Annotated in this window: 2 protein-coding genes; one reads left to right on the top strand and one right to left on the bottom strand. The window is 52.4% G+C overall.

The window, feature by feature from the left end; all coding sequences use genetic code 11:
- Positions 1-1,234, bottom strand: a 1,234-nt coding sequence (locus IBX50_RS19360) for a Y-family DNA polymerase (RefSeq protein WP_292258036.1), incomplete at its 3' end; no start/stop codon positions are given.
- A gap of 152 nt (positions 1,235-1,386) precedes the next feature.
- Here IBX50_RS19360 and IBX50_RS19355 point away from each other — a divergent pair.
- Positions 1,387-2,730 carry a ribonuclease J gene (locus IBX50_RS19355; RefSeq protein ID WP_292258035.1) on the top strand — a complete coding sequence of 448 codons (1,344 nt, stop codon included), beginning with the start codon at positions 1,387-1,389 and terminating at the stop codon, positions 2,728-2,730.
- Positions 2,731-2,818 lie beyond the last annotated feature (88 nt).

The raw sequence follows: 2,818 nt of genomic DNA, 5'->3' as shown, positions 1-2,818 counted from the left end.
TAACCAGCGTATTACGCCCCTGCTGTTGATTGATTTCATCCATCACCTGCATCAGCCGTTCACTGCGTAGCCTACGTGCCGTTTTATCTGTGCTATCCAGCAAGGATAACTGCTCTGAACCCTGGCTGGTCAGATCCATCAGCTGCACACCAGCTTTGTGGTAACGATGTCCTGCCCGCCAGATACGCCGTAACAACTTCTGCGCGGCATGAAGCAGCTCGGAGGTATCCGCTGTAGGCTGATCAAACACCCAGACCATGGCATCACTGTGTTGTGGCTGATCCTGATCAAAAGGATTAGTGCGCAAAAACACTGAAATCACGCGTGCTTGGCTCTTCTGCGAACGTAATCGTTCACCCGCCCGATTAACATGGGCACGCACCGCCTCGGTTAGATCAATAAAGTCTCCTGAGGCTTTGCCAAACGAGCGTGACACTCGCAGCTGCTGGCGTGGCTGAGCCTGTTGTTCTTTACGGCGACAGTAGATACCCTGCAGCTCCAGCTTGGTTTTAAGCAAGGTGATGGAGAATTTCTTTTTGATCAGCGCATCCGGTGCCTCGCGTAGCTGCCAGGCATTGATGATACCCATCTGCTCCAGACGCTCCGCCAGACGAGCACCAACACCCCAGATCACCTTCACGGGTGTGTTTTTTAACAGCTGACAGGTGACTTCCGAGTCACTTTCCAGCAGTACAACTCGCTGACCATCTGCGCGTTTTTTGGCTTCCCTGTTTGCCAGCTTTGCCAGAGTCGGTGTTGCTGCAATACCTACACCAACCGGTAAATGAGTTTCCCGCATAATGGCTTGTTCTATTTCCTGCCCCAGCTCACGCAGGGTGCTGGTAAAAAATCCGGGCAAGTGAACAAAAGACTCATCAATCGAATAAGGGTCGACATCATCCGAAAAACGGCTCAGCACGTCATTCACTCGGCGGCTCATATCGGCATACAGGGGAAAATTGGAACTCATCAGCACTGCACGATAACGCCGCACCAGATGAGTCAGTTTCCAGGTTGGTGTACCCATCTCAACACCCAGCGCTTTTAACTCTTCACTACGGGCAATCACACAACCATCGTTATTCGACAAGACCGCAATGGGACGACCTTTCAGTCGCGGTGCAAAAGCCCGCTCACAGCTGACATAAAAATTATTCACATCAACCAGTGCAACCCAACGTTGATCTGCAGTGCCACGCTGGAGTGACAGACCTGTAACTGATTCAGCAGACATAATATAAGCCTCATCAAAAGCATGTTGTTTTGTACAGTATATATTTATGTACAGCACTTATGTCAAGTCGAAATCAGCACAAGGCTGGGCGCAATCGCCCCTAACCAGTAAGATGGACAACTTTCCAGTCATTCAGAAACTCAGGAACAAGCGTGCAGTCTCCAGATCAACACACACTCCATCAGGCAACCGGCCCCTTTTTTCTTCCCCTGGGTGGCGCGGGTGAGATAGGTGCCAATTTTTATCTCTACGCCAGCGGTGGTTACTGGATCGCCGTTGATTGTGGACAGGGGTTTCAGAACACTCCGGCTGGCACAGCAGCGATTCTGATTCCTGACATCAACTTTCTTGAAGATAACGGTATAAGAGTACAGGCTATCCTGATCACCCACGGGCATGAAGATCATATCGGCGCCCTGCCCTACCTGTGGAAACAACTCGATTGCCCCGTTTATGCTTCACCCTTTGCCGCAGAGTTGATCCGCTCACGCATCAAGCCGGAAAACCTGCCCGCAGCCATCAATCTCATCAACCCATTGCGACCTTATGCTTTTGGTCCTTTTACGGCTGAATGGATACCCGTGACCCACTCGATACCGGAAGCTCACGGCATCTATTTACAAGTAGCCGGTCGCCAGATTTACCATACCGGTGACTGGAAGCTCGACCCTGCACCGGTACTGGGGCAGCTGACTGCCATAAAGCGCCTGCAGGAGATCGGACAGTCCGGTGTGGATCTGGTGGTCGGAGACTCAACCAACGCCCCCAAAGCAGGCCATAGCCAGTCTGAGAAAGAGGTGCAGGAGGGTTTACTGCAACTGATTCAATCCCTGCCCAATCGGGTACTGGTCACCTGCTTTGCCAGCAATCTGGCACGCATCAGCAGCCTGGGCAGTGTGGCACGTCAAACAGGCCGCCATCTGGCACTGCTCGGTTTCAGCATGAACCGCGTGCACGGCATAGGCAATAAACTGGGTTACCTGCCCGATTTTCCACCTCAGATAGCAGTCACAGATCTGGGTTACCTGCCCAGAAACGAGCAGCTGCTGATCTGTACTGGCAGCCAGGGCGAACCCGGTGCAGCGCTTGCCCAGATGGCAGCAGGCAGACACCGCTTTCTGGAACTGGAAGCCGGAGATCATGTGGTCTTCTCTTCCAAAACCATTCCCGGCAATGAAGAAGCAGTGGAACAACTGGTGCAGCAGTTGCAACAGCGCGGCATAGAGATTTTCACAGAAGAGCATGGCGTGATTCATGCATCCGGACACCCGGCACAGGATGAACTGCGCCAGCTCTATGCCTGGCTGAAACCAACCCACCTGCTGGCCATGCATGGTGAGGCTTTTCACGAACAGGCACACACACAACTGGCTAAAAGCCTCGGCATCAATGCCAACCCGGCGCTGGATGGCGAACTGATGGATATCTCCGCATCACCCAGACTGATTGCTCGTATCCAGACAGAACTGCAGGTTGTACAACCCATCTACCGATAAGATAAGCAATTGAGTTAACGAAGGTTTCAGCGAACAAATGATAAAAAGCTGTTGACACCAACCAACCAGCTGATAAGATACGCGCCGT

The sequence above is a fragment of the Marinospirillum sp. genome, assembly GCF_014859565.1.
Note: the sequence above shows the minus strand (reverse complement) of the source record. Positions and strands in the feature narration are given on the sequence as shown.